The following is a 25,882-nucleotide window of genomic DNA, read 5'->3' as shown; positions in this document are numbered from 1 at the left end:
CACTCGCAATTCGTCAAAATGTCAACGATTGCGAGTGCGTCCTTAGTTTCAACCTGACCAAAAAATAAAGTCAGATTTTGAACCCGAAAATTCATAAAGCGAACATCCTTGCACCGAGTCAACTCCGCGATTAAGAAAACCGGTAAACAGCCGGCAAGGAAAGCTGGAAAATAAGCGAAATAACTTAACGTAAATCCTGGTGATTTTCCTTGACATACAAAAGGGTGGTCAAAAGCAGCGCCGCAAAACAAAGAATCATATTCCATAAAAAGCCGCCGGCATGATAAACGAGAGGAGCTGTCAAGTTAGCAACCACATTGGTAAACGCCATGGATAAACTCAAAATTGTTAAGAAAGTGCTGTTTCCTTTTTTGTAAATCAAAGAGCTCAGCGGAAAATGCAGCCCCCAAATAGTATCATAGCCAATGCCAAAGAAAAACGAAGTAATGATTAAAATCAACTTACTGCCGAAAGCCAGCGGCATCGCTGTCAGCGTACACAAGACCAAACCCCAAATCGCCAGCCGCAGCTTGCCGATTTTTTCCCCGCACAAGATGATCAAAAACGCTGCTGCTACACTCCCCGCCGAAACAAAGGTATACATCCTGCCAATCTCGGCCTGCGAAAAGGACAGCATTTCCAGATGCACCGAATAATAGTTATAAAAGAAGACCGCCGGAACGGACAAAGCAAAGGTAATCAGCATATAAACCTTTACTTTTCGTTCTTTCAGCAGGCTTTTTGCTTCCGGCCAGGTGATCTTCTCTTCTTTTTCTTCCGTCGGCGGCAAAAACAGCACCCCTGCCGCCCCCAAAAGCCCTGCGCCCAAGAGCAGAACATAAATCACAGTAAAATCAAAATACTCTGTGATCCATGCTCCCAGCATCGGCGAGGTTACAATGCCAATACCAAATGCCAACTTATAGAACCCGCCAACATAGCCGATTTTATCCGGACTGACAGCGCCGGCGGTATAGGCCGCCGTCAATCCGACAATCGAATAATAGCTTAAACCGATCAGGGACCGGGCCGCCACAAAAACAAAAATCCCTGTTCCCCAAACCATCACTGCGCAGCCCGCGCAAAAAATGAATAAGTTCAGTAATAAAACCCATTTAATATTGTATCTGTCTGAATAATATCCGAAAACCGGAGCCAAAAGCCCCATCAGGGAATAGCCCAAGTTTAAAAGCGAAATATCCGCCAAAGCAATCCCATATCGCTTGGCAATCGAGGGGGCCAGCGGCAAGACCACATTCATCTCAAATACCGTGAAAAATGTCACAAACATAAAGAAAAGAATTACATATTTGGTTTGCCTCGTCATCGCAATGCCTCTATCAGCTCTCCGGTATTGATAATATCCGGGATTCCCAGAAAATCTGCTAACTGCAAAATATTGGGCTGTTTTAAATCCGCCTGCTTTAGCACTTCAAAGTTCCAGAAAATTTCCCTAGCATCCCCATCCCCCACTACTTTTTTATTGGCCATGACAATCACCCTGCTAAAATTATCAATCACAAACTCCATATCATGCGTAATGGTAATGACCGTTTTTCCGCGGGCGATCAGTTCATCAATAATTCTTTTTTGCAGGCGCAGCCCCTCTAAATCCTGCCCGGCTGTCGGTTCATCTAAAATAACATACTCACAGCCCATCGCAATCACCGATGCGATCGTGACAAACTTGCGCAAAGAAAACGGTAGCTCATAAGGATTTAATGTCAGATATTTTTCTATACCGCAAAGTTCGGCCGCATCCTGAACCCGCTTTTTCACCTCATCCGGACTTAATTTCATGTACTTCGGGGAATAAGCGATTTCAGAATAGACATCCTTGTTAAAAATTTGATCTCCCGGATTTTGAAAAACATAGCCTACCCGGCGAGATACGGTTGCCGTTGTTTTTCCGGCAATATCCTCGCCCTCGACCCGAACACAGCCGGAATATGGCCGCAAAAGTCCGTTCATCAGTTTTACCGTTGTCGTCTTGCCGGCTCCGTTTTGGCCGATGATTGCCACTTTTTCTCCCTTGGCAATTTCCAGACTGACATCGTCTACTGCCACAAAACCATTATCATAGCGAAAACTCACATGATCTAAACTTATTCCATCCATTACAAGTCCTCCGCCCCTTTCCCCGCGCAACGACCGACAAAAGTTTTTTTGGCTTCCTGCAAAGTAATCGGTATCTCTGTCAGCTGAATTTGTTTTTTATCCATCAGGAAATAGCTGAATTTCGTCACTTCCGGTAAGGCCGCCCCATAATTTTCAATTTCTTTATTGGTCAGCACTTCTCTGGCCGAGCCATATAATACAATTTTCCCCTTATCCATCACCGCCACCCGATCGGCATATTCGGCAATCAAATTGATTTTTTGCTCCACCAAGATAATCGTTATTTTCTTTTCTTTCATCAATGCGATTGTTTCAAATACTTCTTCTGTTCCGATCGGATCTAACTGCGAGGTCGGTTCGTCAATAATCAAAATTTCCGGACTCATTACCAATACCGAAGCAATCGCCACTCGCTGCCTTTGCCCGCCGGACAGTTCGGTTGGGTTTTTATCCCTAAGATAGTCAATTTTTAACTGACACAGCATATCATTGGTTCTGTCTATCATTTCCGAACGGGGAACACCCAGGTTCTCCAAACCAAATAATACTTCTTCAAACACCGTCCGCTTGACCCCGCTTACCTGGATAAATGGATTTTGAAATACTAAGCCCACCTTCGCTGCCGAACTCCCCAAATCCATCTCCTTCGTGCTGACACCGTCAATCTTGATTTCTCCCTCGTACTTTCCTTTTTGAAAGTGCGGAATCAATCCGCGAATGGCATTGCACAGCGTGGTTTTTCCTGCCCCGTTTTTGCCGATCAGCGCCAAAAACTCTCCTTTTTCAATTTCTAAGTTTACTTTTTCCAGCGCCCGAAAATCCGTCAGCGGATATTGAAAACTAACATCCTTTATTTCTATTTGAGCCATAGGATAATCCTCCCCACAATGCAACCGATCAGCAGTAAAAAGGTTATTCCCAAGATCAGCTTATCCGCCAGCCGAAACGGCAGTTCCCGATAAAAGGTTTTGGGATTTTCGCTGGAAAAGGCTCTCACCTCCAAAGTAACCGCCCGATCTTCCAAATCGGTAATAGATGAGATAATCAAAGGCCCCAGCGCCGGAATAAAGGCTTTCATCCGGGTAAACAAGCTGCCGGTTGTTTCAATTCCCCGTGCCTGCTGCGCCTGCAAAATCACCTTACTCTTTTTCCCCATTTCCGGAATCATTTGCAGGGTAGATAAAGCAATATAAGAACCTACATGCGATAGCCCCAGCTTATTTAAAGAAATCATAAAATCCGCCATGTCCGTGGTTTCAAAAAACAGCAAAAAGCTTGCGGCAAATACCATAATCAAAGCCGAATCATTTGCCCCGCTAAGAAGTCCCTGCTCCCTGACAGTAATGAAACCCCACTTCAGCAAAATCCTGGAATCGGATGTATCTAGCATAATTTTAAAGGCCAGAAAGAACAGAACAAAAAACAACATCGCCGTTGTAATTTTTTTCAAATAAGACTTCCCGCTTCGATCAATAAATGCCGCTAAAACAGTAAACGGCAAAACAATAAAATACCCATACACATAATTTTGAAACAAAAATCCAATCACAATCAGCGCTGCAACTACCGCTAATTTCGTAATCGGGTAAAGTTCAGAAATAACTTTTTTCTTCATAAAGCGCCCCCTTCACCCAAATCAACCCATCAACATAAAAGCCTCCGTTAAAAACAGAGCTTTTCCATATATCCAAACGCGCAACTGCACTTAATTTTCCAAATATTTTTCGCCCAATGGGAACTTGGATAAAGTTCTAGCCGGAATAGATTTAATCAGAAAATACGCAATTAAAACCGTAATGAACTTATCAATGGTTTCTGTTAAGATACTGGTCGTGAAAACTGCCTGAAACAGCCCTTGTCCGGCTCCAACTAAAAAGCCGGTAATAAAAGATGTCCCGCTGCCCGTTACTCCGCCAAACACTAAAGTCGTAATCGGAATCGCCGTCAGTTGTGTTACGATCCAAACAAACACGCCGGTCAACAGAGTCATTTTAACAGTTTTAAACATTCCTCTCTTCGCACAAATTCCAGATACTATGCCAATCGCTGCCGATACTACTGCATAAGGAATAAAGGTCGGAGCTGTAATCCCCAAAATCAAATTAGTCATTACCCCGACAATCAAGCCGCCGATCGGCCCCGTTAATGCTCCGACTAACACGGTACCGATGCAATCCAAAAACACCGGCAGCCGCAGCAGCGCAACAATCTGGCCACCGACAAAATTAATCGCAATCGCAATTGGAAATAATAAAATACTCATTAAAGATAAATTCTTTTTCACTGTTTTCTCCTCTCCTTGCTGCTTTGCAATTTCCTTTTTTAACTTAGGCTTTCCCTTACCAAAATACTTCCCGCTTTTACTCGAATACACACCCCCATCGTCCCCGGTTCGGCTCTATCTCTTACCGCCTTTTCCATGATTTATATCTCAACTTTCCACTGATCGAAAGCTCCGCTTTCTGCCCGGGCGGGTGGCCTACCCTAATCGAAGTACTTCGCACTTCTGCCCGGATGAGCGGCCTGCCTAAAAAAGGTTGTTCGGACAAATATGGAAAAGTTAAGTTTATAATACATATTTTTGGTAAAGTTCCGCTTTTTCCGGTAACAGTAATTCCATGAACATTTGCTTGCAGGCATCTGCCTGAATCCCCATAACCACAAAAGCATTTTTCTGCAAATGCCAGGAATCCACCAGATCAACCACCGTCTGCCCGCGGGCGATCCCTTCCACCGCCATTCTCACATTGGCGTGGCAAATCTGTTCCGGTTTTGCCAATTCCGGCTGCAGCATAAACAATGCCGTTGTTAAATCATGGATAACGCAGCCCATTAAGCGCCTGTCCTGCCAGAACAAGTCCAAATACGAACGCACCATTTGCGCCAGCAGCTTTCCTTTTTCGTCGCCTTCCTTTTCCAAAAAGAAAACATCCTGATGCCTAAAAACAACTTGATTGGTGACATTCAGTCCCAGCATATAAAAAGGTACTTCCGCCGTTACTTGCAGCACCCTCGCCACCGCCTCCGGGTCAAACCAATAATTAAACTCGGCCACCGGCGTTACGTTTCCGCACAGCACTCCGCCGCCCATGGAGTAAATCGCTTTTATTTTTTTGAACGCCGCTTCATTCTTTTCTGCTGCCAGTGCCAAATTAGTCAATGGCCCCAAAGCCAGGATCTCAACTTCGCCCGGATATTTTTCTGCCATTTCAATGATGAAATCCTCCGCCGGCTGCGCCGCTAATCCCGCCGGATTCTCCGGCAAAAAAACACCGCCTAAGCCGTTAACACCATGGATCGCATCTTCCGTATGACTGGCGCCCCCCATTTCATTCAATGGCTGCGCCGCTCCTTTATAGACCAGAGCGGGACAATCCAGCCACCGCACCAAGGATAACGCATTGCGGGTTGTAACTTCAATACCTTTATTTCCACCGACACTGCAAATCCCCAATATCTCAACCTCTTTGCATAAGGCCATTGCCGCAATCGCAAATGCGTCATCAATTCCCGGATCCGTATCAATAATTATTTTTCGCATAAACCGCTCCTTCTAAATCCAGCCTTTTTGTTCCATTCGTAAAATATCTTTTTCTCTTTCCGGAAATAAAGTTAATAAAAACAGGCGAAAAAACTCCTTTTCATTTACCGTTAGAGCAATTTGAGTTTTGCCGGTTTGCGCACGGAAATCACAAATCGACTGCCCGATACACAGCCCCTCTGTTTCCACCTGCACCGTCGCCGTCGCAAGCCCTAAAATCTCCGGTTTTAGTAAGTAGGCAACGGTCAGCGGGTCATTGATAATACAGCCCAGCGTCCGCTCCTGCCGCCAATGAAAATCCACATAAAAGCGCGTAATTTTATCGACATAATCCGCCAGCGGCAGCTCAAACTGGTGAATCATCTCCCGGATATTGGGCGTCAGCAAAATGGAATAGGTTACATCCAGCGGCACCATAACTACATTTTCCAGCCCTGCCACAAAAAACTCAGCCGCCGCATGGGGATCGACCCAAAAATTATATTCCGCTACCGGTGAGCAATTCCCATGAACTTTGGCCGCACCTCCCATAATCACAATCTGCCTGGCCTTTTTTAACGCCCCCTCGTTTTTCCGCAAAATATAAGCTAAATTGGTCAACGGCCCCAAAGCCAAAATCGTAATCTCACCCGGAAAGCGTTCCAGCTGCTGAATAATAAAATCCGTTGCCGGCATAGGTTGACAGCAATCTGTTATCGAAAAAAATGTTTCGCCCAGCCCATCCCGGCCATGTGTATCTGTCGCGTCGCAATATTCCTTGAACAGCGGCTGCGCCGCTCCCTTATAAACCGGAACCTGCGTCTGGCCGCACATTTGCAGCGCCTTGATCGCATTTAAAGAAGCCTGGTTAACCTCAACATTGCCGCTCACTGTCGTTATGCCCACAAGCTCTAAGCTTGCTTTGGCCATTCCGGCAAATACAATCGCCAAGGAATCATCAATCCCCGGATCCACATCCATAATAATTTTTTGTTTTTCGTTCATCTTTTGCCTTTCCCGGTCTTATCGGCTCTGCCTTGTCATTTTTCGTATTCTATACAGCTCTATACAGGAAAATGGTTTCCTATATTTTTTTCTTGATTGCCTTTATATTAGCGCTTCCCCTAGTCTCTGTCAATATTCTTTTGTGTTTTTGTCTATTTTTTGATTATTTTCTAACTATTTTTATGCAAAATGACGGCGCAAAAACTCCCGCTTACGGAAAAGCCTTTACTTTTGGCGGTAATTAGGTTATGATAAAAGCATTACAGGGAAAAATTAAGGATAAAAACCAGAAAATGAGAGGGTTGGGATATGAATATAAAGGATATTGCCAGACTGGCCGGTGTTTCGGTTTCAACCGTTTCCAAGGTCATGAATCAAAAAGACAGCAGCATCAGTCAGGAAACCAGAGAAAAGGTATTAAGGATTGCCAAGGAGTATAATTATGCGCCCTATTCCTTTCTGCCGGCAACCGCCAAGAGCTTCCTGATCGGTGTACTGCTGCGCTCCCATAAAAGCCTATCCAAAACCCTAAGCGGCATTTTGGCCGTCGCCTGCGAGCACGGCTACCAGCTGCTTTTAGCCGAGTCCGGCGGCGACCCGGCCGAGGAACAGAAAGCGCTGGCCGGTTTCGGCAAGAACAAGGCCGATGCCGTCTTATGGGAAATGGCCGCCGAAAACAGCTTAGACTTTGCCCCTGAACTGGAAAAACTGAAAATCCCCTACTTACTTTTCAATTCTCCGACTGCCTCATCGGAAAACATTGATTATCAGGCTTTCGGCTACCAGGCCACGCAAGCCTTAATTGCCTGTCATCATCGGGACATTGCCTGCCTGCTGCTGTCCGGCGCCAGAACCGAGGACTTTTTTAACGGCTATAAGAAATGCTTATTTGACCGGCAAATTCCACTGCGCGAAGATTTGGTGTTTAATGAGCAAAGCCTGCCGCTGCTGCTGCATAAAATCAGCAGTCGGGCGGTTACCGCCGTAGTTTCTTCCCATTATGCCGCCGCCGCCGATCTTTATGCCCGCAGCCTAGCCCAGCATTATCAAATCCCCTGGGACTTCTCCCTGCTTTCCCTGCGGGATGATATCCGACCGGAGGACAGCTTTCCCGATATTTCCGCTTTTTCGATTTCCCGTTACGACTATGGTCGGTTTTTAGGGCAAAAGCTTCTGCACCGCCTGGAAAACTTGCCGCTGCCTATGGAGCATTTTCAATCCGAATATGCTTTAAGCAGCCGAACCACCATTGATGTGCCGCATTTTATGCACAGCCAAAAGATCCTGGCCGTCGGCAGCACCAATTTGGATATTTATTTAAAGGTACCGCAGCTGCCGACCTCCGGCAAAGCCATCCTCACCACCCAGTCCTCCCTGTACGCCGGCGGCAAAGCAACCAATGAAGCCATTGGCGCGGCTAAACTGGGACACCGGGCAGCCATCATCAGCGCCGTCGGCAGCCAATCGGAAGCGGATATTATTTACGATGCCTTGCAGCAGCATACCGTCAATACGGACGGCTTAAAACGGAGCTCGCAGTTTTCTACCGGCAAAGCCTATATTTTTGTTGAACCCAAGGGCGAATCCACGATTACGATTTTATCCGGTGCCAATGACAGTCTGTCGCCGGCTGATTTACTGCAAAAAGAATATTTATTTGAAAATACTGCCTATTGCTTAGTCAGCACCGAAATTCCCATGCCGGCGGCCGAAACCGCTTGTCGGCTGATGCGTAAACACGGCGGCAAAACGATTTTAAAACCGTCATCCTGTAATTATTTAAGTCCTGAGTTGCTGAGCAGCGTTGATATTTTAGTCTTAAACGCGAAAGAACTGTCTGAGATTTGTCCGGGCGGCCGCCCGATTGAAGAAAAAGCCGCTTCCCTTTACCGGCAAGGCGTAGCTATCGTCATTGTCACACTGGGGGCGGAAGGCTGTTATGTCCTGTCAGAGGAACTAAACGAACGCTTTCCGGCCAAAAGTTTTCCTTCAATTGATAATACCGGAGCGGGCGATGCCTTTATTTCCGCTCTGGCTTCATATCTGCTGTATGGCTTTGACTTAAAAAAAGCGGTTGCCATTGCCGGCTATGCCGCCGGGTTCTGTATTTCCCGGGAAGGTGTCGTGCCGTCACTGGTGGATAAAAACACCTTGGAAGCATATATTCATCAGCAGGAACCGAATCTCCTGGTCAGAAGCAGCCGCCCTTATTGATCCGTAAGCCGCCGGGCCACCCGGCCATAAAAAACAAGCAGCAGCACCGCCGTCAGTGCCCATGATACCGGAAAACACAGCATAACCGTCATAAAGCTGCGATACCGCGGCAATACCAAATAAATCCACAAGATTCGACTGGCGCAGGTGCCGATCAAAGTCAAAATCATGGGCCCCGCCGTTTCGCCGGTCCCCTGAATCGCGCCCGGCAGGATGCAGCCAAAAATATATAAAAAGTAAAGCGGTGCAAATAAATGAATAATCTGCGACATAATGCTGATTACTTCGGCATCATCCACCAGCGCATAGCCAAGCGGAATATGCCAGAAATACAGAATTGCGCTAATTGTCAAAACCAGACAGCCTGCCAGCAGCAGTGCCGCCCGCACCCCCTGCCGTACCCGCCGGTACTGACCGGCTCCATAATTTTGGGCGACAAAAGTTGAAATCGCCAGATAAAAAGCGTCCGACAGCGACCAAATCAAAAAGTCCAGTTTGCCGCAGACCGACCAGGCGGCAATACAGCTGACACCAAAGGTATTGATGGCCGACTGAATAACGATATTGGCCAACGGGTAAACAATCGCCTGGATTCCAATCGGCAGGCCAAGCTTTACGATTTTGCGCAGATATTTTGCGGTAAACCGGAGTTGAGCCGGACGGAGTTTACAGGGTAAATCGGTTTTCATTAAAAAAAACACAATCAGTCCCGCACACACAATTTGTGCAAGCAGGGTGGCCACGGCCGCGCCGGTTACTCCCCAGTCAAAGACAGCCACAAACAGCAGGTCTAAACCGACATTTAAAATGGTGGCTAAAATCAAAAAATAAAACGGCGTCTTAGAATCGCCCAGTGCCCGAAGAATTCCGGCGACAACATTATACAGCATGGAAAACGCCATTCCGCCGAAATAAATCAGGACATAAGTCAGTGCCGCCTTTTCAATCTCCGCCGGTACTTCAATCAGCCGAACAAAAAACGGAGCAGTCAAACAAGCTCCGACCGACAGCAGGGCGCCGCCTAAAAAAGCAAAAAGCACCGCCGTATGACTGGCGGCGGAAATGCGATCCAGCTTTCGCCCTCCGAAATATTGAGAAATAATGATGGCCGCACCGGAAGCCAGGCCGGTAAAGAAATTAACCGGCAGTTTTGTCAAAAAATAAACAGATTCCAAGGCCGCCAGTCCATCCCGGCCGGAAAAACGACCGACAATTACCGCGTCAGCAATCGTATAAAAGGACTGAAAAACGGTTCCCAAAAAAATCGGCAAAACAAAGAGCAACATTTTTTGCCAAATATTGCCGGTTGTTAAGTTTTGTGCCTGTTCTGATAATTTCATCGTATCCCTCTAAACCATTTTCTAACCCGGCCTTATCTTTCTGCTGCTGCAAAGCAAAGCCCCGGTCACAACTCTGCAATCTGCTCGGCCGTCAAGCCGGTAATCTCTCGAATTGTTTCGACATCGAAGTTTTTCGCTTTCATATTCTTAGCTGTTTGCAGCTTGCCACGTTTTTCACCTCGCTTTTCGCCTCGCTTTTCTCCTCTTTTTTCACCAATAAGGATACCCTCTGCCCGCCCCTTATCCACGCCTGCTTCCCACAATGTCGCCCGGTCGGACTCATAGCGAACCGCGGCTTCGTAGTTCCATCTTTCTTTCTTATCCGCATAGAACTGATTCATGACTTCATTGGCATATTGCATAACCGCATTCCTCCTTCCTAATTCTTCCCGGACAGCTTTGTCATCGGTTTGAATAAAACGCAGCCATTGTTCCAAATCACTTTGATTTTCTTCCGGCTTTACCTTCGTCAAATCCAAAAAATGAAACTCCAAATCATCCGAAAACAGCTGAAAGCTTTTTACATTCATCACCCGGTAAATCGAATGAATCTCCTCTGTCAGCGGGAATTTCTCACCTAAGATATGGATGCTGACACATCGGGCTAAATATTTATAGGCTTTGCCCGGTTTAAAATTTTCCAGATACCGGCTTGCCCAATAAAAATATGTCCGTTTTTCATAATGCGGCTCCCATAGATTCTGCATTTCAATATTAACCTTTTGCCCATTCGGCAAAGTTAGCTTAATATCCAATATCCCTTGTTTGTCATCGGCATAATAATTCCCCACCGCTGGATTCTCAATCACGATATCTCTAAGTTCTTCCTTATCCAGTTCCAGCACCACCGATAAGAACTCCCGCAAGATGATGATATTCTCTGCCCGTCCGAACAACTTCTTAAACGCATAATCATTGCGGGCGGTAAAGCGCATATTGTCAGGGCTTTCGATAACCGTCCGGATTTCGTCAATTTTTTCCTTATTCCTGAGCATCTTCTTCTCCTTTTATTATATAAGATAATCTTTGGTTTTTCAATTCTTATCTTAGCAAAAATTCAACGCGAAGTCGTCCGCTGGTTGTGGAAAATGATTAAAATCTAATTGGAAACAAATTAGAAAATAATTAATCCGAAAGCCATTGCTCTAAGTTACCGCAGTTTCTTCCATTTTAAAAACAGAATCTTTATCACAAAAAACTTATTATCCCATTACTATAAAAGGTGAGAGCGCTAATGCAATCTCACCTTGAAAGTTGATTTTATTCTTTAAATTGTACCAACACCATTTGACAAAGAAGCTGACAATAAAAGCCTATCCTTTTACGCCTCCTTCTTTTGCGGAGCATATTCCTTATACAGCATCGTTGCCCCGCTATAAACCAAAATAGCGGCAACTAACCACTGCAGCATTCCGATATCCATTGACTTTACCACGAAAACCGCCAATAACACCCCTAAGATACCAACAAAGGAAGAAATCAGCGTAATCTTTCTGGCATATTGTCCCAAGCGAACAAACTCCATACTGCCCACCGGCACGGAAAACGTACACGCACCCATCATAATCGGAAAAGCAATAACCGGGTTCAGACCAACAGCATACACTGTTAGCATCGTTACCGGATAAGAGCCGATACCGATGGTATTCATAGCACCAAAGACGGCAAACAAAGCAACCGTAACCCACAGCTTAACGCCGGTCAAACCGGTCAGCTCACCGCCAATCGGGAATAACCCAAACTTACCCATCAAAATGATAACCGTTGCACCCAAAAGACCAAAGCCAATCACCCGGCGAATGGTCTTAATCGGAAGCTTGACCACAAAGCGCGGCAGAATATACGATCCCAAGGTTTGGGAAACAATACACAAAACCAAAGTCAAAATATCCACTTCTATCGACTTGATGTAAGCCAGTGCCATGACCGCTACCGGCAAGACGCATTGCGTGTTCAGCGTTCCGGGAATCTTTTTATCGTCTACCCATTTTGTGGCCCTATAAAATGCCGTGGAAATCGCATAATCGGACACACCAAAGGTTGATAAAAAGTAAATAATAAACGAACTAATGCAAATAAGCAAGGGTGGGCCGGGTTCCTTTTTGGCTTCCTCCCGATGCTTCCAATAATCCTTTAAAAAAAGGTAAGCAAACAGCCCGTTCACTACAATAATTCCCGCAAAAATAAGATACAAAACATATTCTTTCGGCATAAAATACCTCTTTCTTTTTAATATAAGAGGCAGAAATCACAAATACTTCTGCCTCTTATGATACTAAAAATGACCGTTTGTCACTGCTTGCTCTGCTATTTCATTTCTTCCTGATCAGCGGCCAGCCAGCGGAACAATTCTTCCTTACGGGCAGCCAAGAGTTTATCCGTTTCGGCTTGAGGCCGGTCATAAACCGTACCGCCTTCTTTTCTCATCAATTCAAACAGTTTAGCCGGCGGTTCCTTATCAATCGACAGCGATGGCTGCAAATAAGCGGCAAAGTTTACCATCACCGGCAGTCCGGCAACATCGGCCGATTCGATCGGACCGGTTACTGAATAACGACGGCCAATACTATATTTTACGATGGAGTCAATCGCCTCAGCCGTCGCTACACCTGCTGCATAAAGCGCCCAGGCTTCCCGCAAAGCCGCAAACTGAATCCGGTTGCCGATAAAGCCGTCAATTTCCTTGTCAATCACAACCGGCTTTTTGCCGATACTATGCAATAATTCACAAGTCCAATCCAGCGTTGCTTTGCTTGTTTCCGGTGCACCACAAACCTCAACCAGCGGCAACAGCTGGGGTGGGAACCAGAAATGCGTTGCAATCACCCGGTCGCGTTTGTTGACTTCGGCAATTACTTCTGATACCGAGTGACCGCTGGCTGTTGCTAAAACCGCTTCCGGCGTGCAAATCTTTTCCAGCTTGCCGAAGATTTCTGTCTTCAGTGCCATATTCTCCGGCACCGCCTCAATCACAATCGCTGCGTCTTTGGCCGCTTCCAAGTCCTCACTGGTCGATACCCGACCCAGTGTCGCCTGAATCTCTCCCTCAGCCAGCAAACCATGCGCCACAAATTCCTTTAAGCTGATTTCGATTCTTTCCAATCCTTTTTTTATCGTGGTTTCATTTAAACCAATCATTGTCACCGGATACCCGGCTTTGGCAAATACCTCGGTAATGCCATGCCCCATTGTGCCGTCACCAACAACCGCGATTTTTACTTTGTCCATGTTAAAATCCTCCTCTGCTTAAAATATATTTATGATACAAGTGACAAAAGCATGAAAATCCAAGCAGAACTTACTTGCAAAAGGATTTATCATCTTTTGACACCCATGACAACCGTTTTCCATAGCAGTCTAAACCACAAAACCAACCGGCGCTTAATCATCAGCACTTTTAAAGTTTCGCTCTAAACTTCAGATCCTGCATTTTTTCCGAGGTCACATATCCCGGCTCGGCCGCAACAATGTCCGGCAGACGGTTGACTGCGCAGGCACAGGTCATTTCTACGGTCGCCGGGTTTTCCATCACAAAGCGCATATCCGGTTCGCCCTTAATCAACCATTCATTGACATCCTTTTCATCCGGGGAAAAGACACGGCCAATACATTCGGTAATAATCGTAATTCCTTCTTCGGTTTCACTGGTGACAATTGTGCGCAGCCCCGTCGGCTCTCCGGCAGGAATAGTCTTTTTCAGGGTGTTGGAATATAAATCCGTCGAATAGGTCGTTGCCTCTGCCCGCTGAGAGATCTTCGTCACATGCAGGCCCAGCGCCGAAGCCACCCAGCCGTTAACCGGCCACATATAGCCAGGTAAAAACTTGCCGGCAGCAATCAGGCGTTCCTGCTCCTCGGCCGTAACATTATTGACCTCTAAGATTTGCTTCTCAAACTCGGCCGTATTTAAACCGGCACCATGCATGGCGGCCGTTTCCAAACCATAATCTTCCAGATTATAGCTGCTGATGCCATGAATGGTCTTGATCGACGCAGCCGTTGCCGCCAAAGCCGTTACCATGCTGCCCCAGGAAACATCCTGATAGCCGCTGCCGGTAATCGTCACGCCATTCTCTTTGGCTAAATCATCAATCTTTTTCGATACCACCGGGTTGGAATCCCAGGCATAAAACAGTTCTTCGCAAATCGACACGGCATTGACATGATTTTTGGCCAGTACTTCCAGCAAGGGATAAATCGAAGCAATCAGACTTTGCGTGGTAATGACCGCAATATCCGGCTGCACCCGCTTTAACGACTCATCCAACTGGTCGATATGCTCTATCTTTACACCAATCGGTGCGCCGCCGATGATTTCCGAAACATCCTTGCCGACCAGTTCGGTGCGAATATCATAAGCGCCAACCAACTGGCCTTTTCTCTCTAATACATAGCGCATACTGTAAGCCGACATTTTTCCGCAACCAACTTGTACAACCTTCATATTCCTGTCCTCCTTTAAGTCATATTTGTTAAAATTATAACAAATAAAGGCAGAAATCGCCTTTTTTGTTATCTAAATGATACGGCATCAAAAAACGATGAATCCTTTGCTGACAAACTCTGCTCCGATTTTCATCCCTTTGATTTGCATTATCATCATAGCAAATATAGTTAGTATAGAGTCAAGACCGATTTAAAAGTTTCTAAAACCAAGCAAAACGCCCATGATTCATCAGAAAATTATAGGTCAGGCATTAAACAGGCAGATAATAATACAGGATACGAGCGGAGGGCAAGTTCTCCGTCATATCCTGTATCATTCCTAAACTATAATCAAAATCCAGCTATACAAATACGAAAACGCTTAAGCACAGCCGGATTATGAGTTATTCACGCAAAGCGCTGAAAGCGAACCGGAATTTTGACCCGCATAAGCAGATTTTTCCGGTTTTCCCGAATAGCAATCAAATCACTGATCGACTCTTCAATGCCGTCGCCGACAATTTCCATATGATTGTTCTGAATATGTTCAATCAGCTGATAGGTGTATTTTTCTTCATGCAGAACCTCATTGCAGTAAATGCAAAAATAGGTTCCGCCGCTGATTTCAATTAACGGAACTCTATCCTTAGCATAGAGTTCATCAATATAGACAAAAAGTTCGTTGCAGTAGAGTTTACCCGGACTTAACACCTCCCTGCGAATCAGTGAGGCCGGGTTAAAGGAGTAAAAATGCGGCAAATGATACTTGGCCATTTCTGCCTTTAATTCCATCAGCCCCTGTTCATACCGACGTGTGTTTTGATAATAATTACAGTCGCCCCGGTAGACAAAGGCATAACGCTTGGGAAAATACTCCAGCACAATCGTCCCCAGTGCCGGCATCAGCTGATAGGCATCCAAACTGTTCAAAATATTGCGGATCGCCGCTTTTTTAAAATCCAACTCCCGCATCTCCCGGTCGATCTCATTCTGCTTTTGCTCCAGCAAACAGGACAGCTGCCCGGCGTCAATTTGCTCGGCCGATAAAATGTGATGAATCTCCTCCAGACTCAAATCACATTTTTTCAAATACTTAATCATATCCAAAATACAGGATTGTTCAATGTCATAATAGCGGTACTTGCTCCCGGCATCCACCCATTTGGGACTAAGAAGTCCCATTTTTTCATAGTAGCGTAAGGTCTGAACCGAAATATTGTTTAGCTTCGCCATTTGACCGATGCTCAACTTCGATGAAAACGTTTCTGCCATGGTCATCCTCCTGTAAAAATCATTGATGCCTTGGGTAACTGTCGAAATACCAGCAAATAATAAGTTGGCATCCGGTCAGCCATTCGGCAAAATGAGAAAGACTTTCGTCCCTTAACCCTCTTCCTATCGGGAGACTTGATGCCACACCATAAACCCGGCCGCCAGAGCAAAGCACAGCACTGCTAAAGCAAACGGCAGCATGGCGTGAGTCTGATAAAAAAAGCCGGCAGATAATGCCCCGCCAATCATACCCAAGGAGCGGACGGCATTGTAAAGCCCCATCACCAGGTTCCGGTTTTGATAATTAGCCTCATGCGCAGCATTATCCTGCAACAGCGGCACAATCAGCGAATGAAAGGAATAATAAACAAAGCAAACTGCCAAAAACAGCGGCACACTAAAAATCCCAAACAATGCGGAAACGCTGACCGCGCAGCAGAGCAGGATAATACTGAGCGCCCTTTGAATATTGCCGCGGCGAATGATCCACAGGCAAACCGTACTGTTGACCAGCAAAGTAATCAGGCCGATGGCCGCTTTAAAAAAGCCGTTATAAACCGAGGTCAAATCCAGCTGCGCTTTCAGGTAATAATTAAACGCCTGATCAAAAACCGTGATGCCGATATTGGCTAAGGCAATAACGATAAAGAGCAGCACAAAGCTTTTCGTCATAAAGCCGCGACAGTCGAGGAAAGAACGGATCGGGTTCATCTCTTTCGCCAAGCTGCGCAGGGGGATGGATGGCCGTCCGGCCACCGTATTATTTTCCAGCAGCAGAAAAAAGAGCACGCCGCACAAGACCAAACTGGCCGCCTGCATCCAAAATGTCAGCTGAATCGAGTATACGCCGATCGTGCCGCCCAAAAGGAAGCCGACCGCTCCGCCCAGCGCCTGAACAATCGCGTATTTGGCCAAATTAACGCCGGCCTTCTCCTCACCGGACATTTCCGTAATATAGATCAGGATCGAAACGCCGATTGCCCCGACAAAGAAACCGGAAAACGCGCGGGCAAAAATAACGCTGACCTCGGTTTTCGCCAGTCCGAAGAAAAGCTGACCCAGTCCATAGCCAAGCGAGCCGGTCAGCAGGAGCGATCTGGCCGAAAAAAACTCTCTCATTTTGGCCCAAAAGGGCGAAAACAAAAAGCCGGTCAGTGCCATCGTCGCAAACGCCGTACCAAAAGTATAACTGGGGAGCTGTAACTCCACAATCAAAGTGGGCGTAATGGGATGGGCAAAATTGGCAGCCGCATAATGCAAAAAGGTGATGACAAAAAAAACTGTCATTTTATTTTCCGATTTCAACCAAAATCCTCCGTAAATTACCGGTTCCCAGCCGCATTTTGCGGCGGCTCCGGGAACCGGCTTTCTTTCCTAATCTGCTTCCTTGCCGTAAACTTCAATTTGAGTCAGCGCCGGAAACGGTGACGGCTCACCGGACTTAATCATATTTTTCATTTTCAGCCACAAAATTTGCCTCGCTTCGATGCTAAACTCCTGCGCTTCTCCGGTTCTCTTCAGCGCAAACTCCTGCTCGCTGCCGTCAGAAAACTCAATCGTTACCTTTTCCCACCAGTTATCATGTGGAAAATCCGCCCGCAGATAAAACACAATCCGATCCATGGTGATCAGCCGGCCAAAGTCCAGCGTCAGTTCTGCGTCTGGTCTTTGATTAATGCCCCATGATTGGTACGGCCATTCGCCGTGGCTGGCTGCTGCCGTCACCCCGTCAACCGCATTCATGGCCGCAAACACCGATTCGCCCCTGGTTTCGACATTGGCTGAGGCATGCGGAAAGGCCTTGGTATTGTCATGATGATCATTGACATTTTTGGACAAATTCCGGTAAGCCAAATACTCAAAAGGCCTTGCTTTCCTGACATGGAGCAGATGCTTGCTGCCGGAAAAAACCTTCGGCGAAAGATTAATCCGCTTACTGCCAAAGGGCACCGGATAGACAAAGTTTCCTTCCTTTAAAAACATCAGCGCCCGCCCTAGCGCGTCGTCAACCTGAACCCAGTAATGATCGTTCCGGTCAAAAGTGTCGATTACGATCCGGTCGCCCTCCTGATATGGCGCCGAATACACTAAATTGACCTCATTTTCTCCCCGGCTGACAGCCAGAGTTTTGCCGCTTTGATCCAATACTTTAATACTGATTTCCGTCATTTTCTTCCCCTATCTCAAGTCCTGCATGGCCACATGATCCATGTCGTCAAAATCCTGATTCTCGCCGACCATTCCCCAAATAAAGGTATAGTTGCGGCTGCCGCTGCCCGAGTGGATCGACCAGCTTGGGGAAATCACGGCTTGTTCGTTTCTGACTACCAAATGTCTGGTTTCCTGGGGCTCGCCCATATAGTGCATGACAAAAGCGTCCTCCGGCAAGTCAAAATACAAATAAACCTCCATTCGCCGGTCATGCGTATGGCAAGGCATCGTGTTCCACACACTGCCCGGTTCAAGGCTGGTCATGCCCATTTCCAGCTGGCAGCTTTCAACCTGCCCCGGCAGAATATATTTGCAGATGGTGCGATGATTGGAGCTTTCCAGACTGCCCAGCCGCACCTTATTTTCTTCCTTGATAATCACCACGCCCTCGGCCGGCGCGCCCTCCCGCTTGATCAGGACGGTCGGATAGGAATGATGCGCCGGCGCGCTGTTTAAATAAAACTTGGCCGGACTGCTTGAATCCAGGCTGGCAAAGCGGATATCCCTTGCGCCCATACCGATATACATACCTTCTCTGGCGCCAACTTCATAGACCTTGCCGTCAATCGTGATCCGGCCGGCGCCGCCGATATTGATGACGCCCATTTCCCGCCGCTGCAGGAAATATTCCGCCCGCAGCTCCGCGCCGGCTGTCAACGTCAGTTCTTTTTCCGCCGGTACCGCTGCTCCGGTAATAATCCGGTCGATATGGCTGTAAACCAATTTGATTTCATCCTTCACAAACAAGTTTTCAATTAAAAATTCTTCTCTTAACCGTTGGGTTGTATAATATTTGACGTCCTTGGGTGACGCCGCTGTTCTGAGTTCCATTCTTTTCTCCCTTTCTGATTGTGCGAAGTACCGCCGGCTCATGGAAAGCCATCGATACCCGCATATTACTTTTGTCATGACCTATTCTATCACAAAAAAAGTATTTGCGCCAGTTTTAAAGGCTTTTTGACAGCAATTTTTATCTTATCATCCACCATCAGCCGGCAATCAAAAACTGATAAAAAAAATATCCGGCTACTAAACATACGACTATGGCTGCCGCAATATCCAGTAAAGTTTTACGTTTTACCGCCTGATAAAGAAAAGAAGCCGCCAGTATAACAAAAAATAAAGTCATAATATCGTTAATACTCTGCCCCCGGTCGATCTTAGTCCAAGCAATGATTAAACCAAAAACAGCCGCTGTTACCACTGAAAAAACGGCTCCGCGATCCCGCAGCTTAATGTTCTCTTCCTTGCTCCAAATCTTCTTTTCTCCGCTTTTTGTCATTGCTTCCCCGTTCATCACCATTCTCCTTTCCATTCTTTCTTTCAGTTTGTTATATTTTTATCATAACAGCTTTTAGAAGTTCTGTCAAGAATCGACGTAAAGGCAAGGCGCGACCGGATTTGAACCGGTGATCAGGGTGTTGCTTCGTACTTTTACAAGACAAAAGCACGTGCTGTACCACTTGGCTACGTCGCGTCCGCTTTATCGGCTAGTCTTACCAACAAAAAAAAGAGCCGATTAACTATCAACTCTCTTTTTCAAGGCGACGACCGGATTTGAACCGGTGATCAGGGTGTTGCAGACTTTGTACTTTTGCAAAGCAAAAGTACGGACCGTACCACTTGGCTACGTCGCCATATGAAATTTTATGTTACTTACGCCGAAACCAGTGATCAGGGTGTTGCTTCGTGCTTTTGTTTTAAAAAAGAGAGCTGATCGCTATCAACTCTCTTTTTCAAGGCGACGACCGGATTTGAACCGGTGATCAGGGTGTTGCAGACCCATGCCTTACCACTTGGCTACGTCGCCATATAAAAAATGGCAGCCACCTACTCTCCCAAGCCGTCTCCAGCTAAGTACCATCGGCCGCCCACGGCTTAACCATCGTGTTCGGAATGGAAACGGGTGTTTCCCGCAGACGTATCGCTACCATAAACTGACCCATAGGAGATTCGAACTCCTGTTACCGCCGTGAAAGGGCGATGTCTTAACCGCTTGACCAATGGGCCTAAAACTCCCCAAGTCGGACTCGAACCAACAACCCTTCGGTTAACAGCCGAATGCTCTGCCATTGAGCTATTGAGGAATAATAAGAAAAATAACCGATGTTTAAAACCTAAACTTTTATGTCAGGCGCTTTGCATTCATATACAATCTTGATTCCCAGGAAAGTCCGCTCGGACTTTCTTAGTTCAAGGCCTCGACCGATTAGTACTCCTCAGCTGAGTGCATTACTGCACTTACACCCAGAGCCTATCAACCTGGTCGTCTTCCAGGGGTCTTACTTCTTTCGAATGGGATATCTTATCTTGAGGGGGGCTTCACGCTTAGATGCCTTCAGCGTTTATCCCTTCCCAACTTGGCTACTCTGCTATGCTCTTGGTAAAACAACAGATTCACCAGAGGTCAGTCCATCCCGGTCCTCTCGTACTAAGGACAGCTCCTCTCAAATATCCTGCGCCCACGACGGATAGGGACCGAACTGTCTCACGACGTTCTGAACCCAGCTCGCGTACCGCTTTAATGGGCGAACAGCCCAACCCTTGGGACCGAATTCAGCCCCAGGATGCGATGAGCCGACATCGAGGTGCCAAACCACTCCGTCGATGTGAACTCTTGGGAGTGATTAGCCTGTTATCCCCAGGGTAGCTTTTATCCGTTGAGCGATGGCAATCCCACTTTCTTACCACCGGATCACTAAGTCCTACTTTCGTACCTGCTCCACTTGTTGGTGTCACAGTCAAGCCATCTTCTGCCTTTACACTCTGCGAATGATTCCTAACCATTCTGAGATGACCTTTGAGCGCCTCCGATACCCTTTCGGAGGCGACCGCCCCAGTCAAACTCCCCACCTGACACTGTCCCTGTACCGGCTTACGGCACGAGGTTAGAAACCTAATACTACAAGGGAGGTATCCCAACAGCGACTCCACCAACCCTGACGGGCTAGTTTCTCAGTCTCCCTCCTATCCTGTACATGCAGTATCAAGTCCCAATATCAAGCTAGAGTAAAGCTCCATGGGGTCTTTCCGTCCTGTCGCGGGTAACTGGCATCTTTACCAGTACTTCAACTTCACCGGGCGCGTTGTTGAGACAGTGCCCAAATCGTTACGCCTTTCGTGCGGGTCGGAACTTACCCGACAAGGAATTTCGCTACCTTAGGACCGTTATAGTTACGGCCGCCGTTTACTGGGGCTTAAGTTCCTAGCTTCGACTCGCGTCTAACCATTCCCCTTAACCTTCCAGCACCGGGCAGGCGTCAGCCCCTATACTTCACCTTTCGGTTTCGCAGAGACCTGTGTTTTTGCTAAACAGTCGCTTGGGCCTTTTTTCTGTGGCCGGTTTCTCTCCGGCACCCCTTTTCCCGAAGTTACGGGGTCATTTTGCCGAGTTCCTTAACAACGCTTCTCCCGTCGGCCTTAGGATTCTCTCCTCATCCACCTGTGTCGGTTTGCGGTACGGGCTTGTAACAATCTATAGTGGCTTTTCTTGGCAGTTTAGATTCAGAAGCTTCGCTACTTCCCTTCGCTCCTTATCACGCTTCAGCTTTCTCGCGGTATCTCCCCCGCTCCGCCTTTGCGCTTATACCGGTCTTTCCTTTCCCGGCTCTTCTTATCTTCCTGCGTCCCCACAGTTCTGTTCCTACAAGGTACTGGAATTATCACCAGTTCTCCATCGACTACGGCTTTCGCCCTCGCCTTAGGCCCCGACTTACCCAGAGCAGATCAGCTTTACTCTGGAAACCTTGGATATTCGGCCTGAAAGATTCTCACTTCCATCTCGCTACTCATTCCGGCATTCTCTCTTGTGCATCCTCCACGGTGCCTTCCGATCCCGCTTCTTCATCTGCACAATGCTCCTCTACCGATGTATTTCTACATCCCACAGCTTCGGTGTCATGTTTTAGCCCCGGACATTTTCGGCGCAAAATCTCTCGACTAGTGAGCTATTACGCACTCTTTGAATGTATGGCTGCTTCTAAGCCAACATCCTAGTTGTCTTTGAAATCTCACATCCTTTTCCACTTAACATGTACTTTGGGACCTTAGCTGGTGGTCTGGGCTCTTTCCCTTTCGACAATCGAACTTATCTCCGACTGTCTGACTCCTGTACATCCTTCCTATGGCATTCGTAGTTTGATATCTTTTGGTAAGCGGTGAGGCCCCCTCCAGAAGTCAGTGCTCTACCTCCATGGAAGTAATACAAGGCTAGCCCTAAAGCTATTTCGAGGAGAACCAGCTATCTCCGGGTTCGATTGAAATTTCTCCGCTATCCACAAGTCATCCCCGCCTTTTTCAACAGACGTGGGTCCGGTCCTCCATTCCCTGTTACGGAAACTTCAACCTGCTCATGGATAGGTCACCCGGTTTCGGGTCTACTGCATCAGACTCTTTCGCCCTATTAAGACTTGGTTTCCCTTCGGCTCCGTGCCTTTCGCACTTAACCTCGCCTGATACACGTAACTCGCCGGACCGTTCTACAAAAAGTACGACGTCGCTCGCGCTTCGTCTGCTTGTAAACATAGGGTTTCAGGTTCTTTTTCACTCCCCTCCCGGGGTTCTTTTCACCTTTCCTTCACAGTACTGCTTCTCTATCGGTCACTAGGTAGTATTTAGGCTTACGGGGTGGTCCCCGCTCGTTCACGCAAGGTTTCTCGTGTCTTACGCTACTCTGGATCCTGCCGGCTATCTTTCGCTTTCCCCTACAAGACTTTCACTTTCTTTGGTAGGCTTTCCCAAAACCTTTCGGGTAGCTATCTTTCGCTTCCTGCAGTCCGAACCCCATCAGGCTTTCGCCCCATGGTTTGGCCTCTTTCCCTTTCGCTCGCCACTACTCAGGAAATCGATGTTTCTTTCTCTTCCTCCGGGTACTTAGATGTTTCAGTTCCCCGGGTTCCCTTACTGACGCTATTTGATTTACGTCAGCATGACATGTCTTCCACATGCCGGGTTTCCCCATTCGGTAATCCGTGGATCACAGGATATTTGCTCCTCCCCACGGCTTTTCGCAGCTTATCACGACCTTCTTCGGCTCCTAGTGCCAAGGCATTCCCCCTATGCTCTTACTTCCTTGAACTTTGTCCTTTCGCTTTACTGATTAAGTAAAACGTTGTAGCTTGACTTTCCTGAGAATCAACATTGTATATGTTGTTCTTTCAAGTTTAATTTAGTAAAATTAAAGTTTTTTACCCTGACATTTTCTTAGATTGGAAACTTCAAAGTTTTTCTTCTCCGTTTCCAGGATAACAAAAACATTTCCATGTTTTTCTCTCTTGTCTAATCATCAGTTTATTTTTCTTATTTAATTGTTAAGCTTACAGATTTCTCTGTCCGCACGATTGTGCTTGAAGCAAGATAATTGCTTCCGTGGAGGTAAGGAGAATCGAACTCCTGACCCCCTGCTTGCAAGGCAGGTGCTCTCCCAGCTGAGCTATACCCCCGGAAATGGCGACCACCTACTCTCCCAAGCCGTCTCCAGCTAAGTACCATCGGCCGCCCACGGCTTAACCATCGTGTTCGGGATGGGAACGGGTGTTTCCCATGGACGTATCGTCACCATAAATTTCCAATTTCAAGAAGAAACCAAGCAACACCCTCGATAATTGCTTTGGTCTTTGCGACTGTTTTGGTTCCCCAAGGCCATCGCACGCCTATTCTTTCAGGTTCATGAGTACCCTCACTCCCCCTACTCTTCCTTAGAAAGGAGGTGATCCAGCCGCACCTTCCGATACGGCTACCTTGTTACGACTTCACCCCAGTCATCGGTCTTGCCTTAGACAGCTTCCTCCTTGCGGTTGGACCACTGCTTTTGGGCACTCCCAACTCCCATGGTGTGACGGGCGGTGTGTACAAGGCCCGGGAACGTATTCACCGCAGCATGCTGATCTGCGATTACTAGCGATTCCAACTTCATGTAGTCGAGTTGCAGACTACAATCCGAACTGGGACGGACTTTCTCGGATTCGCTCCAGGTCTCCCCTTCGCTTCCCTTTGTATCCGCCATTGTAGCACGTGTGTAGCCCAGATCATAAGGGGCATGATGATTTGACGTCATCCCCGCCTTCCTCCGTGTTCTCCACGGCAGTCTGTTCAGAGTGCCCGGCCTAACCCGCTGGCTACTAAACATAAGGGTTGCGCTCGTTACAGGACTTAACCTAACATCTCACGACACGAGCTGACGACAACCATGCACCACCTGTCATTCCTGTCCCGAAGGACATATCCATTTTATAGAATACTTCAGGAAGATGTCAAGATCTGGTAAGGTTCTTCGCGTTGCTTCGAATTAAACCACATGCTCCACCGCTTGTGCGGGCCCCCGTCAATTCCTTTGAGTTTCAGCCTTGCGGCCGTACTCCCCAGGTGGAGTGCTTATTGCGTTAACTTCGGCACCGACCCTCTATAGGCCAGCACCTAGCACTCATCGTTTACAGCGTGGACTACCAGGGTATCTAATCCTGTTTGCTCCCCACGCTTTCGTGCCTCAGCGTCAGTTTCAGTCCAGAAAGCCGCCTTCGCCACCGGTGTTCCTCCTAATATCTACGCATTTCACCGCTACACTAGGAATTCCGCTTTCCTCTCCTGTACTCTAGTAACATAGTTTCCAATGCACCCCTGGAGTTGAGCCCCAGTCTTTCACATCAGACTTACCTTACCGCCTACGCACCCTTTACACCCAGTCATTCCGGATAACGCTTGCCCCCTATGTATTACCGCGGCTGCTGGCACATAGTTAGCCGGGGCTTCTTAGTCAGGTACCGTCATTTTCTTCCCTGCTGATAGAAGTTTACAATCCGAAAACCTTCTTCCTTCACGCGGCATTGCTGCATCAGAGTTCCCTCCATTGTGCAATATCCCCCACTGCTGCCTCCCGTAGGAGTTTGGGCCGTGTCTCAGTCCCAATGTGGCCGATCACCCTCTCAGGTCGGCTACTGATCGTCGCCTTGGTGAGCCTTTACCTCACCAACTAGCTAATCAGACGCGGGCCCGTCTTACACCACCGGAGTTTTTCACACCAGATCATGTGATCCTGTGCGCTTATGCGGTATTAGCGCAAATTTCTCTGCGTTATCCCCCTGTGTAAGGTTGGTTGCCCACGCGTTACTCACCCGTTCGCTACTTCCCGTCCCTTCCCTTGTCCGAAGACTTGTTCCGGAACTTCTCGTTCAACTTGCATGTGTTAGGCATGCCGCCAGCGTTCATCCTGAGCCAGGATCAAACTCTTAAAAATAATTTTCTCCTTCGCTCTTATCTGCCTGCTCTTTTACAGAGCTACTGGCTTGACTGTTACTCATCGCCTCGCTTGCGCTCGGTGTTTGAATTAACTTGGTATTACTTGGTTTTTCTTCTTTTTGAAATTGTTAAGTTTTTAGGCTTTTCAAAAGCCCTGCGGCGTTTGCCGCTTCATTGCTTCCTTGCGGAGCAACGAAAATCATTATATCAAACTCTCACTTACTTGTCAACAACTTTTTTCAATTTTTTCAAAAAAGTTTTAAGTGCCGATCGAGCTTGAAACGGAGAAGGAGGGATTTGAACCCTCGCGCCGGTTTCCCGACCTATGCCCTTAGCAGGGGCACCTCTTCGGCCTCTTGAGTACTTCTCCAAAGTTTTTTCTTATTATTTAATTTCGCACTGGTCAAGTGCAAAAATTATTATAGCAAATCGTCTGACCGATGTCAAGGCTATTTTTCATAATTTTTCAAAAATGCTCTATTCCCCTTTCCCCGCTGATATTAAGACTTTTATGAATTTTGACTTTAAATTGTTTGAAAAAAAT

Annotated in this window: 18 protein-coding genes, 5 tRNA genes and 4 rRNA genes; 1 reads left to right on the top strand and 26 read right to left on the bottom strand. The window is 47.1% G+C overall.

What is annotated here, in order from left to right:
- Positions 1-184 precede the first annotated feature (184 nt).
- The 7 genes from C3V36_05215 to C3V36_05185 form a co-directional block, all read right to left on the bottom strand.
- Positions 185-1,327, bottom strand: coding sequence for a hypothetical protein (locus C3V36_05215; GenBank protein AVM68690.1), 1,143 nt, complete (start codon positions 1,325-1,327; stop codon positions 185-187).
- Entirely contained in the window at positions 1,324-2,118 is a 795-nt protein-coding gene (locus C3V36_05210; protein AVM68689.1) for an ABC transporter ATP-binding protein, read from the bottom strand. Before C3V36_05210 ends, C3V36_05215 begins: the two co-directional genes overlap by 4 nt.
- Complete coding sequence (locus C3V36_05205) at positions 2,118-2,987, bottom strand: ABC transporter ATP-binding protein (protein ID AVM68688.1); 870 nt, start codon at positions 2,985-2,987, stop codon at positions 2,118-2,120. The genes C3V36_05210 and C3V36_05205 overlap by 1 nt, the downstream gene beginning before the upstream one ends.
- Positions 2,975-3,733 (bottom strand): energy-coupling factor transporter transmembrane protein EcfT, encoded by a 759-nt coding sequence (locus C3V36_05200; protein AVM68687.1) that lies wholly within the window; start codon positions 3,731-3,733, stop codon positions 2,975-2,977. The genes C3V36_05205 and C3V36_05200 overlap by 13 nt, the downstream gene beginning before the upstream one ends.
- Before the next feature lie 90 nt (positions 3,734-3,823).
- The gene (locus tag C3V36_05195; GenBank protein AVM70449.1) at positions 3,824-4,381 is read right to left on the bottom strand and encodes an ECF transporter S component; all 558 of its coding nucleotides are present in this window, start codon (positions 4,379-4,381) and stop codon (positions 3,824-3,826) included.
- 303 nt (positions 4,382-4,684) lie between these two features.
- On the bottom strand, positions 4,685-5,659 hold the full coding sequence (locus C3V36_05190; GenBank protein AVM68686.1) for a hypothetical protein: 975 nt from the start codon (positions 5,657-5,659) through the stop codon (positions 4,685-4,687).
- Between the two features lie 12 nt (positions 5,660-5,671).
- Positions 5,672-6,643, bottom strand: coding sequence for a nucleoside hydrolase (locus C3V36_05185; GenBank protein ID AVM68685.1), 972 nt, complete (start codon positions 6,641-6,643; stop codon positions 5,672-5,674).
- A gap of 309 nt (positions 6,644-6,952) precedes the next feature.
- Here C3V36_05185 and C3V36_05180 point away from each other — a divergent pair, with 309 nt between their 5' ends.
- Entirely contained in the window at positions 6,953-8,857 is a 1,905-nt protein-coding gene (locus C3V36_05180) for a ribokinase (GenBank protein AVM68684.1), read from the top strand.
- On the opposite strand, the gene C3V36_05175 is transcribed toward C3V36_05180, so the two are convergent.
- The 19 genes from C3V36_05175 to C3V36_05085 form a co-directional block, all read right to left on the bottom strand.
- A complete protein-coding gene (locus tag C3V36_05175) occupies positions 8,851-10,197 on the bottom strand; it encodes an MATE family efflux transporter (GenBank protein ID AVM68683.1) in 1,347 nt (448 codons plus the stop codon). The genes C3V36_05180 and C3V36_05175 overlap by 7 nt on opposite strands.
- 65 nt (positions 10,198-10,262) lie before the next feature.
- A complete protein-coding gene (locus C3V36_05170) occupies positions 10,263-11,192 on the bottom strand; it encodes a hypothetical protein (protein AVM68682.1) in 930 nt (309 codons plus the stop codon).
- 326 nt (positions 11,193-11,518) lie between these two features.
- Positions 11,519-12,409, bottom strand: coding sequence for a hypothetical protein (locus tag C3V36_05165; GenBank protein AVM68681.1), 891 nt, complete (start codon positions 12,407-12,409; stop codon positions 11,519-11,521).
- A 95-nt stretch (positions 12,410-12,504) separates the two neighbouring features.
- The gene (locus tag C3V36_05160) at positions 12,505-13,425 is read right to left on the bottom strand and encodes a hypothetical protein (GenBank protein ID AVM68680.1); all 921 of its coding nucleotides are present in this window, start codon (positions 13,423-13,425) and stop codon (positions 12,505-12,507) included.
- Between the two features lie 169 nt (positions 13,426-13,594).
- Positions 13,595-14,641 (bottom strand): dihydrodipicolinate reductase, encoded by a 1,047-nt coding sequence (locus tag C3V36_05155; protein ID AVM68679.1) that lies wholly within the window; start codon positions 14,639-14,641, stop codon positions 13,595-13,597.
- Between the two features lie 389 nt (positions 14,642-15,030).
- The gene (locus C3V36_05150; GenBank protein AVM68678.1) at positions 15,031-15,900 is read right to left on the bottom strand and encodes a hypothetical protein; all 870 of its coding nucleotides are present in this window, start codon (positions 15,898-15,900) and stop codon (positions 15,031-15,033) included.
- Between the two features lie 117 nt (positions 15,901-16,017).
- Complete coding sequence (locus C3V36_05145) at positions 16,018-17,199, bottom strand: MFS transporter (GenBank protein ID AVM68677.1); 1,182 nt, start codon at positions 17,197-17,199, stop codon at positions 16,018-16,020.
- A 69-nt stretch (positions 17,200-17,268) separates the two neighbouring features.
- Positions 17,269-18,063 (bottom strand): carbohydrate-binding protein, encoded by a 795-nt coding sequence (locus C3V36_05140; GenBank protein AVM68676.1) that lies wholly within the window; start codon positions 18,061-18,063, stop codon positions 17,269-17,271.
- A 9-nt stretch (positions 18,064-18,072) separates the two neighbouring features.
- On the bottom strand, positions 18,073-18,936 hold the full coding sequence (locus C3V36_05135) for a 5-dehydro-4-deoxy-D-glucuronate isomerase (protein AVM68675.1): 864 nt from the start codon (positions 18,934-18,936) through the stop codon (positions 18,073-18,075).
- Between the two features lie 157 nt (positions 18,937-19,093).
- A complete protein-coding gene (locus C3V36_05130) occupies positions 19,094-19,402 on the bottom strand; it encodes a hypothetical protein (GenBank protein AVM68674.1) in 309 nt (102 codons plus the stop codon).
- Between the two features lie 442 nt (positions 19,403-19,844).
- Positions 19,845-19,915, bottom strand: a tRNA-Cys gene (locus C3V36_05125).
- A gap of 7 nt (positions 19,916-19,922) precedes the next feature.
- A 5S ribosomal RNA gene (gene rrf, locus C3V36_05120) occupies positions 19,923-20,040 on the bottom strand.
- Positions 20,041-20,043: 3 nt separating this feature from the next.
- Positions 20,044-20,115, bottom strand: a tRNA-Glu gene (locus C3V36_05115).
- Positions 20,116-20,120: 5 nt separating this feature from the next.
- Positions 20,121-20,192, bottom strand: a tRNA-Asn gene (locus tag C3V36_05110).
- Between the two features lie 100 nt (positions 20,193-20,292).
- Positions 20,293-23,183: ribosomal RNA gene (locus tag C3V36_05105) — 23S ribosomal RNA — on the bottom strand.
- 290 nt (positions 23,184-23,473) lie between these two features.
- A tRNA-Ala gene (locus tag C3V36_05100) sits at positions 23,474-23,546 on the bottom strand.
- 2 nt (positions 23,547-23,548) lie between these two features.
- A 5S ribosomal RNA gene (gene rrf / locus C3V36_05095) occupies positions 23,549-23,666 on the bottom strand.
- Positions 23,667-23,797: 131 nt separating this feature from the next.
- Positions 23,798-25,335, bottom strand: a 16S ribosomal RNA gene (locus tag C3V36_05090).
- Together the 16S, 23S and 5S rRNA genes with 5 tRNA genes alongside form the textbook arrangement of a ribosomal RNA operon.
- Before the next feature lie 285 nt (positions 25,336-25,620).
- Positions 25,621-25,708 (bottom strand) — tRNA-Ser (locus C3V36_05085).
- Positions 25,709-25,882 lie beyond the last annotated feature (174 nt).

The sequence above is a fragment of the Lachnospiraceae bacterium oral taxon 500 genome (assembly GCA_002999035.1).
In the GTDB taxonomy this organism is placed as follows: Bacteria; Bacillota; Clostridia; order Lachnospirales; family Vallitaleaceae; genus W11650.
Note: the sequence above shows the minus strand (reverse complement) of the source record. Positions and strands in the feature narration are given on the sequence as shown.

Coding starts and splice junctions, on each gene's coding strand:
- C3V36_05215 (AVM68690.1), bottom strand. CDS start 1,327: ATGACGAGGCAAACCAAATATGTAATTCTTTTCTTTATGTTTGTGACA.
- C3V36_05210 (AVM68689.1), bottom strand. CDS start 2,118: ATGGATGGAATAAGTTTAGATCATGTGAGTTTTCGCTATGATAATGGT.
- C3V36_05205 (AVM68688.1), bottom strand. CDS start 2,987: ATGGCTCAAATAGAAATAAAGGATGTTAGTTTTCAATATCCGCTGACG.
- C3V36_05200 (AVM68687.1), bottom strand. CDS start 3,733: ATGAAGAAAAAAGTTATTTCTGAACTTTACCCGATTACGAAATTAGCG.
- C3V36_05195 (AVM70449.1), bottom strand. CDS start 4,381: ATGAGTATTTTATTATTTCCAATTGCGATTGCGATTAATTTTGTCGGT.
- C3V36_05190 (AVM68686.1), bottom strand. CDS start 5,659: ATGCGAAAAATAATTATTGATACGGATCCGGGAATTGATGACGCATTT.
- C3V36_05185 (AVM68685.1), bottom strand. CDS start 6,643: ATGAACGAAAAACAAAAAATTATTATGGATGTGGATCCGGGGATTGAT.
- C3V36_05180 (AVM68684.1), top strand. CDS start 6,953: ATGAATATAAAGGATATTGCCAGACTGGCCGGTGTTTCGGTTTCAACC.
- C3V36_05175 (AVM68683.1), bottom strand. CDS start 10,197: ATGAAATTATCAGAACAGGCACAAAACTTAACAACCGGCAATATTTGG.
- C3V36_05170 (AVM68682.1), bottom strand. CDS start 11,192: ATGCTCAGGAATAAGGAAAAAATTGACGAAATCCGGACGGTTATCGAA.
- C3V36_05165 (AVM68681.1), bottom strand. CDS start 12,409: ATGCCGAAAGAATATGTTTTGTATCTTATTTTTGCGGGAATTATTGTA.
- C3V36_05160 (AVM68680.1), bottom strand. CDS start 13,425: ATGGACAAAGTAAAAATCGCGGTTGTTGGTGACGGCACAATGGGGCAT.
- C3V36_05155 (AVM68679.1), bottom strand. CDS start 14,641: ATGAAGGTTGTACAAGTTGGTTGCGGAAAAATGTCGGCTTACAGTATG.
- C3V36_05150 (AVM68678.1), bottom strand. CDS start 15,900: ATGACCATGGCAGAAACGTTTTCATCGAAGTTGAGCATCGGTCAAATG.
- C3V36_05140 (AVM68676.1), bottom strand. CDS start 18,063: ATGACGGAAATCAGTATTAAAGTATTGGATCAAAGCGGCAAAACTCTG.
- C3V36_05135 (AVM68675.1), bottom strand. CDS start 18,936: ATGGAACTCAGAACAGCGGCGTCACCCAAGGACGTCAAATATTATACA.
- C3V36_05130 (AVM68674.1), bottom strand. CDS start 19,402: ATGAACGGGGAAGCAATGACAAAAAGCGGAGAAAAGAAGATTTGGAGC.